This window comes from Sphingobacterium bovistauri (genome assembly GCF_020295405.1).
GTDB classification, from domain to species: domain Bacteria; phylum Bacteroidota; class Bacteroidia; order Sphingobacteriales; family Sphingobacteriaceae; genus Sphingobacterium; species Sphingobacterium bovistauri.
Map to the genome: position 1 here is coordinate 1 of NZ_JADEYP010000051.1, position 7,269 is coordinate 7,269.

Sequence of the window (7,269 nt, forward strand, 5' to 3'; positions counted from 1 at the left end):
TCAATAAACTTTCGGAAACCTTATATTCCTTGCTAATACCTAATATTGATTCTGACGATTTAGTGTACAAATCAATACAAGTCTTCTTAAATGATAATGTGTGTTTTACTTTTCTATCCATAAAAAATGCCTCCAGAAAGTGTCTAACTTTTTGGAGGCAGTGCAAATGATCGCCTTTTTTCAATATTACCAAATTACAATTCGACTTTCTTTAGGGACATATAATTTATCACCTTTTTTTGTTCCGAAAGCTTCATGGAAGGCATCCAAATTAATTATAGGAGCAAATGCTCTATACTGTGCCGGTGAGTGAGGGTCAGTTTTTACCTGATTAATCACAAATGCATCCGTTGTTTTTGTACGCCAAATTGTAGCCCAAGACATAAAAAAACGCTGCTCTGGTGTAAAACCATCAATTAAGCTTGGATTTCCTTTATCTTGTAAGTACATTTTTAAAGCATCAAAAGCCACAGATGAACCACCAAGGTCACCTATATTTTCACCTAACGTAAAACGACCATTAACAAACACTCCTGGTACTGGTTCATATTTTTCAAATTGTGCTACTAAAGCATCTGCAGCAGATTCAAATTTGGTTCTATCCTCTTCAGTCCACCAATTATTTAAGTTACCATCACCATCGTATTGAGAACCTGAATCGTCAAAACCATGTGATAATTCATGACCAATTACCGCCCCAATACCACCAAAATTTACTGCAGCATCTGCTCTATAATCGTAGAAAGGTGCTTGAAGGATAGCTGCAGGGAAAACAATTTCATTATTTAATGGACTGTAGTAAGCATTTACCGTTTGTGGAGTCATTCCCCACTCTAGCTTATCTACAGGTTGACCTTGTTTAGCCAAGTTTTGTTCGAAGCGCCAAGCGTTGATTTGCTTTTCATTTTCGTAAAGTGAAGTAGTTACGCTAAGTTTAGAATAATCCTTCCATTTGTCAGGAAATCCTATTTTAACAGTGAACTTTGAAAGTTTATTAAGTGCTTTCTCTTTAGTAACAGGTGACATCCAATCTAAATGCTTGATATGAACTTCAAAAGATTTAATCAAATATTTTACTAATTCTTCGCATGTAGCTTTCGCCTCTTCAGGAAAATGTTTCTCAACATATAATTTTCCTAATAATTCACCTACATTACTATTAACGTACTCCAAACCACGTTTATCAAGACTTCTTTGTTCAGCTTGACCTTTTAATTTTTTACCGTAAAAATCAAAAGCCAATTTATCAAGGTCTTCTGTTAGGTATGAAGTAGCATTGTTAATTAGATGAAATTTTAAATAATCTTTGATAACTGGAATATTCTTCTCATTCAAGATTTGATCTAAATTTTGAAGATATTTTAATTCACCAACAATTACTGTATCTGCCTTAAAACCGACCTCTTTTAAAAATCCAGCTACATCGACATTTTTAACAATTTTATTTAAATCTTTTACCGCTATAGGATTATAACGTTTCTGAGCATCACGCGATTCTTCTACAGTTTTTAGATTTGAAGCGATAGCTTTTTCAAATGAAATTATTCTAGGACCTTTTAAATCTTTCGTTTTTAGATCTACTTTTGCGTATAGCGTATTTATGAATGCAGAATAATCATTTAATGTTTTTCTATTGGCTTCATCATCTTTTTGATAATAAGAACGACCTAACCCTAAAGCACCACCACCTAAATATACAGCGTTCATTTTAGAATTTTTCAAATGAGCCATCACAAATCCTCCATAAAAAGGATTTCCTCCCTCGCGCCCATACTTTGAAAAATATGTTGAAAGATTTTTTAGATTTTTGATCTTGTTAATATCAGCTAGTTGAGCTTTAATAGGTTCTAAACCTACTTTGTTACGTGTTTCAAAATCAACAAATGATCTGTACAAATCAGCAATTTTTTGCCCATCAGAACCTTTCGTATGGGGTTCATTTAATGCTTTTTTTAAAATTTCTAAAACTGCAACATCTGTATTCTCCCGTAATTCATCAAATGATCCCCAGCGCGCTTTATCCGAAGGAATTTGAACTGTTTTCATCCAATTTCCATTTACATAATTGTAGAAGTCATCTTGAGGACGAACGGATTGGTCCATGAAATCTTTATTAATTGCTTTGTAATCTTGCGCAAATGTAAAATTTGATGCAAGCAAGGCAGCTGTCAAAACAAAAATTTTATTCATATTTATATGCTGAATGTTTATATTATTACAATAAATAATTAATTATGCAACTAATAAAAAGTAACTATTTTATATATGTATTTAGAAATTGACGGAAAAAGCTATGTCATTCACTTAAAAAGTAATATCAAACATATTATGATTAGAAATGTCAGTGAAATAGAAATACATTTAAATGTGCCGGTCGACTTTCCTCATGAGTCTTTAATTACATATATCAAAACTGAACTTATTAATGATATCACACAATTTAATGAAATAGAGAAGGTAAATCTCGAAGAATCAATACACCTCTTTGATAAGAATTACAAAATAAGACATATATATACCGGAAATCCTTATTTAAAGGATGATATACTTTATACAAATGTTAAGGAATTAAAATCTACGATAAAAAGGGAATCGTTAAAAAGTACACTTTTGCAAAATAAAATAAATTCAATTATTTCTAGACTGGAGGATGATTTAAATGTAATAATTCCAGCTATAAATCTTAAGAAATTCAAAACAAAATACTATACTATTTGTCCTAAATCTAATCTAATTACATTCAATAGAACATTAGTAGACAAGTCACATGAATTTATTACTTATGTGGTGATTCTATCGGTTGGCGACTTCTTGAAATATTCAAAAGAAGAAATAGACAACTTAACAAAGGTACATATCACAAATTGGAGGCATTGTGAACGAATTTGGAAATATGAGCAACAATAATTTGAAATTTGTAATTCAAGTAAATGATATAAATTCATTTATATTGAACCCTAATAAAATAATAGGGTATTTTGGAGAAAATACTTTTGCAATACTGCAGGAATACGTGTTGGATAATCTACATAGTCTAGATGGTGGACCATCTATAAGTAATCTTGAAATTATAAAATTTAAATACAATTCAGACTTGGACAATGGTTCTTTACGATTAAAATTTCAAATTAATAAGCGTTACTGTTGTTCGGATACAGAGTCATGTGCAAATGACTATTTAGATTTTAATTTCGATCTAATTGGTTCTAGGATGACATTGGAGGCTGAATATTTTGATTGGACATTGAATAATTAATGCATGCTAAATCATCCTTACAGGTATAAAATTAATAAATCATCCTTTGCATATTATTGGAATGAAGGAGTCGGAATTGAATTACTTCAAAAGTTAGGCTATACACCAGATTTAAAACTTGCCGAAAAATTGATTCCTCTTTTATATGAATGGGATCATAATGGTGACCAAGTAGTACTTGATATTCATGAAAAAATAGGGTTTTCTAAAGGAAATATTTCATTAACCACGTATCTAAAAAAGCTTACATTACCTAAAGATGAACAATTAATTTGGGATGACTTTTTCAAAAAAAGCGATATCACCCCTATTTGGTTAGACACACAAAAATTGAGGTATGGATCAGAGCTTAGTCGCAGGGCTGGATTGTCGGCTTTAATTGTTCTTCGTGATTATTGCCTAATGGGTGGATACGAATCTGCAGCAATAAATAAACCTCTAATATACACTGGTGCCCTAAAAAGGGGGGCGGTGAAACGCTTAACAGATACGGTAAATTTTTGGGTTAACATTACAAAAGAAAATGGTTTAGAAATCGGCTCAGAAGGTTTCAGACAAATTTTTCTAACGCGATTTATTCATTCTTATTCTCGTATTAATATTTTAAAACATACAGATTGGGATTCAAAAAGCTGGGGTATCCCGATTAATATCTGGGATATGTTAGCCACAAATTTAGGGTTCTCATTAGTGTTTCTAGTTGGTCTACGCAGGATTGGCATCCAACCAACATCACAAGAAATCGATGGATTATTTCATTTTTGGAAATATATTGGTTATTTATTAGGTATACCATTACAGTTATTGCCTGAGAATGAAAATGAAGCTATAGAAGCACTATACTTATGGACAATGACCCAACGTGAGGGTGACGAAGATAGTAGATTATTAGCAATGGCATTAGAACAAGAGCCATTGATTGCTAATTATCCAAAAAATAAATTAATGCGCATGATGATGCGAGAGGTCCATTTATTTTATAATCATTTTCTTTTAGGTAATTATTCCTGTAAAACCTTAGGATTACCAGAGACAAAAGTAGGCCGCCTAGGTGTGGTAAACATTTGGCGAACACGTAAAAATGAACGATGTATAATCGATCTGGAAAGTCGAACAAATGCAATAAAAAAGGGTGAAGAAGAGCAAGAAAATGTCCGTTTAGTTTGTCAAGAGTTAAAATAACTAATTACAACAATCCCTCATCTCTAAAGCTATAATAGCTATTATCTGTAAATATGATATGGTCATTGACTTTTATATCCATTAATTTGGCCGCATCAGTAATTCTATTCGTCAAAATTTTGTCAGCCTGACTAGGTTGTAGTGTTCCTGAAGGATGATTATGTATTAAGATCATTGAATTTGCTTTTGATTGTAATGCATATCGTAGAATAATACGTATATCTACTGGTGTAAAATCATTACCTCCACGCCCAATAAGTTGACTATCTAGAATTTTACACCCTGTATTTAGGTACAGTACCCAAAATTCTTCATGTGGAATGTCTTGAAGATTTGATTTAAAATATTCGTATACACGCTTACTACTATTGAGAATTGGAGTGTTTATAGGTTGCTCATCTCTCCTTCTTCGGCCTAACTCTAATGCAGCAATAATAGTAATTGCTTTAGCCTCACCTATGCCTCTATAATTACATAGATCGGTTACTTCCATTTTTGACAACAAACTGAGGTTGTTATTTACGTCTTTTAGTATTCTTCTACAAAGTTCTACGGCAGTTTCTGTTGTAGAACCAGAACCAATCAAAATAGCCAACAATTCAGCATCAGTTAAGGCGCGTCTCCCCTGTTCTATTAATTTTTCTCTAGGACGATCAGACTCTGCCCACTCTCGGATGACTAGTTTGTTCATATATAGTTAGCGGTTGTTTAATAATCAAATACTTATTCTGAATTTACTAAAAAGCATGAATCTTAACAAATATTAACGACATTCAGCGTTGTTTCCAAACGAATTCTTCACATAAAAAGTCGTATATTTGTCCTCATAAAAATTTATTTAGAAATGAGTAAAGCAATTATCAAGACAGAAAAAGGCGATATGACTGTACAATTTTATACAGCAGACGCTCCTAATACGGTAGCAAATTTTATTAAGTTAGCAAAAGAAGGGTATTTTGACGGTTTGACTTTTCATCGTGTTATTCCTGATTTCGTTATTCAAGGTGGATGCCCTAACTCACGTGAAGGTGCATCAGGTATGCCTGGTACAGGTGGTCCTGGATACAAGATTGACTGTGAATTAACAGGAGAAAATCAGTACCATGATCGTGGTGTATTGTCTATGGCACATGCTGGAAGAAATACTGGCGGTTCTCAATTTTTCATTTGCCACAGCCGTAACAATACAGCTCATTTGGATCGTAACCATACTTGTTTTGGTAAAGTGATCGAAAATGTAGATATAGTTGACGATATCCGTCAAGGTGATCGTATTTTATCAATTGAGGTTGTTGAAGATTAATTAATTGATTAAATAATGAATTTAAGAGCATTAGTATCCGTAACAGGTAAACCAGGATTATTTAAATTAATCGGACAAAATAAAGGCGGTTTTATTTTAGAAACTTTAGATCAAGCTAAAATAAAATCTGTAGTCAATCTGAACACAACAAAGATGGCCACCCTAGAAGATATTACTATCTATGGTGAAGAAGAAGAAATTCGTTTGCTAGATATTTTAGATAAAATAAAAGCGAATGGAGTAAATACACCTGACACAAAAGCTTCTGGTGAAGAATTACGTAATTTCTTCCGTGAAGTAGCTCCTGGTCATGATGAGTCAAGAGTGTATACATCTGATATCAAAAAAATTATTTCTTGGTATAATATTATTAAGGAATTCCCTTTATTCGAAGAAGAAGCACCTGCTCCTCTTCAATAAAAGAAAAAAAAGATTTTTAAAAACGGGATTTATGAAAATAATTCCCGTTTTTGTTTTGAAAATTTTTAAATTACAGAAATAAAAAACACACATTTAAATGAAAAATATTTTTGTATTATTTGCATTTTTCAATTTATTGATAGCAAGCTCTTTTGCTCAAGAAAATTCTTTACTTTGGAAAATTTCTGGAAACAATCTAAAAAATGACGCTTATCTGCTTGGTACAATTCATATCATGTGCCCAGAAGATTTTGTTATGTTGGAAAAAGTAAAAAAGGCTATTAATGATGTAGATCAAGTTGTCTATGAGGTTGATTTGTTCAATCCAGAAAACACAAAGAAAATGCAGGATATGATGATGGTTCCTGTACCTAATTTCTTTGAGTCTTTATCTGATGATAAAGTAAAGTTTATTGATAGTGTACTCACTGCTAATCAAATGTCTATTCGTATGTTTGACATGCTAAATCCAGCGATGGTGATGAGCCTTTTGACTTTAAAATCATTCAACTGCCCTAATCCAATGGAAGTTAAGTCTGTTGAAGCTGAGGTAAATACTTTAGCTGAAGGCAAGCAAAAAGCTAATTTGGAAACGATAGATTTTCAGTTGAATATGTTGAATCAGATCGCAACACCAGAATATTTCTATGAATATTTGAAACTATATAAAGAAGCTGAGGTCTTAACGAACAAAATGGTTCAAGCTTATAAAAGTGAAAATTTAAAGTCTTTAAATAGCATAATATCTGACCCAAAGTGGATGAGTCCTAAGGTGTATGATTTAATGTTAACACAGCGCAATAAAACTTGGGTAGATAGTATTCCAACAATAATATCAAAGTCCAAAACTTTAATCGCTGTCGGAGCAGCCCATCTTGTTGGTGAGCAAGGATTGATTGAACTTCTTAGAGATAAGGGGTACACAGTAGCCCCAATAATGAATTAAACAAATGAAGCTGTCCAAAAAGGGCAGCTTCTTTGTTTTATTTCGATTTTTAAGAAAACTTCTAATTGTTAAGCTGCATACTTGGATACAGAGGATATTTTGGATATTTTGTAATTATTGACAGTTTTGGATTCTGTTTTATTGCTAATAGAAGAGTTTATA

At 32.3% G+C, this 7,269-nt stretch carries 8 protein-coding genes; 6 read left to right on the forward strand and 2 right to left on the reverse strand.

All coding sequences use genetic code 11. The annotated features are described in order from the left end of the window. Nucleotides 1-186 precede the first annotated feature (186 nt). Complete coding sequence (locus IPZ78_RS16935; protein WP_225555166.1) at nucleotides 187-2,190, reverse strand: M13 family metallopeptidase; 2,004 nt, start codon at nucleotides 2,188-2,190, stop codon at nucleotides 187-189. 75 nt (nucleotides 2,191-2,265) lie between these two features. Between IPZ78_RS16935 and IPZ78_RS16940 the strand changes: the two genes are divergently transcribed. Genes IPZ78_RS16940 through IPZ78_RS16950 form a run of 3 tightly spaced genes read left to right on the forward strand, consistent with a single transcriptional unit; the run spans nucleotide 2,266 to nucleotide 4,438 of the window. Continuing rightward, nucleotides 2,266-2,907 carry a YgjP-like metallopeptidase domain-containing protein gene (locus tag IPZ78_RS16940; protein WP_225555167.1) on the forward strand — a complete coding sequence of 214 codons (642 nt, stop codon included), beginning with the start codon at nucleotides 2,266-2,268 and terminating at the stop codon, nucleotides 2,905-2,907. Further along, a complete protein-coding gene (locus tag IPZ78_RS16945; RefSeq protein ID WP_225555168.1) occupies nucleotides 2,894-3,256 on the forward strand; it encodes a hypothetical protein in 363 nt (120 codons plus the stop codon). The genes IPZ78_RS16940 and IPZ78_RS16945 overlap by 14 nt, the downstream gene beginning before the upstream one ends. 3 nt (nucleotides 3,257-3,259) lie before the next feature. Next, on the forward strand, nucleotides 3,260-4,438 hold the full coding sequence (locus IPZ78_RS16950; protein WP_225555169.1) for an oxygenase MpaB family protein: 1,179 nt from the start codon (nucleotides 3,260-3,262) through the stop codon (nucleotides 4,436-4,438). Nucleotides 4,439-4,442: 4 nt separating this feature from the next. Here the strand turns inward: IPZ78_RS16950 and radC are convergent, their stop codons facing one another. Beyond that, nucleotides 4,443-5,129 carry a RadC family protein gene (gene radC, locus IPZ78_RS16955; RefSeq protein WP_225555170.1) on the reverse strand — a complete coding sequence of 229 codons (687 nt, stop codon included), beginning with the start codon at nucleotides 5,127-5,129 and terminating at the stop codon, nucleotides 4,443-4,445. A gap of 153 nt (nucleotides 5,130-5,282) precedes the next feature. Here radC and IPZ78_RS16960 point away from each other — a divergent pair, with 153 nt between their 5' ends. The 3 genes from IPZ78_RS16960 to IPZ78_RS16970 all read left to right on the forward strand — a co-directional run bounded on the left by IPZ78_RS16960 (nucleotide 5,283) and on the right by IPZ78_RS16970 (nucleotide 7,107). Beyond that, on the forward strand, nucleotides 5,283-5,741 hold the full coding sequence (locus tag IPZ78_RS16960; protein ID WP_225555171.1) for a peptidylprolyl isomerase: 459 nt from the start codon (nucleotides 5,283-5,285) through the stop codon (nucleotides 5,739-5,741). Between the two features lie 15 nt (nucleotides 5,742-5,756). Then, nucleotides 5,757-6,161, forward strand: coding sequence for a DUF5606 family protein (locus IPZ78_RS16965; RefSeq protein WP_225555172.1), 405 nt, complete (start codon nucleotides 5,757-5,759; stop codon nucleotides 6,159-6,161). A 97-nt stretch (nucleotides 6,162-6,258) separates the two neighbouring features. Then, on the forward strand, nucleotides 6,259-7,107 hold the full coding sequence (locus tag IPZ78_RS16970) for a TraB/GumN family protein (protein WP_225555173.1): 849 nt from the start codon (nucleotides 6,259-6,261) through the stop codon (nucleotides 7,105-7,107). The last annotated feature ends 162 nt before the right edge of the window (nucleotides 7,108-7,269 follow it).

What these genes read in the sequence shown, in the direction of transcription:
- IPZ78_RS16935 (WP_225555166.1), bottom strand. Translation starts at nt 2,190, where the DNA reads ATGAATAAAATTTTTGTTTTGACAGCTGCCTTGCTTGCATCAAATTTT.
- IPZ78_RS16970 (WP_225555173.1), top strand. Translation starts at nt 6,259, where the DNA reads ATGAAAAATATTTTTGTATTATTTGCATTTTTCAATTTATTGATAGCA.
- IPZ78_RS16940 (WP_225555167.1), top strand. Translation starts at nt 2,266, where the DNA reads ATGTATTTAGAAATTGACGGAAAAAGCTATGTCATTCACTTAAAAAGT.
- IPZ78_RS16965 (WP_225555172.1), top strand. Translation starts at nt 5,757, where the DNA reads ATGAATTTAAGAGCATTAGTATCCGTAACAGGTAAACCAGGATTATTT.
- IPZ78_RS16950 (WP_225555169.1), top strand. Translation starts at nt 3,260, where the DNA reads ATGCTAAATCATCCTTACAGGTATAAAATTAATAAATCATCCTTTGCA.
- radC (WP_225555170.1), bottom strand. Translation starts at nt 5,129, where the DNA reads ATGAACAAACTAGTCATCCGAGAGTGGGCAGAGTCTGATCGTCCTAGA.
- IPZ78_RS16945 (WP_225555168.1), top strand. Translation starts at nt 2,894, where the DNA reads ATGAGCAACAATAATTTGAAATTTGTAATTCAAGTAAATGATATAAAT.
- IPZ78_RS16960 (WP_225555171.1), top strand. Translation starts at nt 5,283, where the DNA reads ATGAGTAAAGCAATTATCAAGACAGAAAAAGGCGATATGACTGTACAA.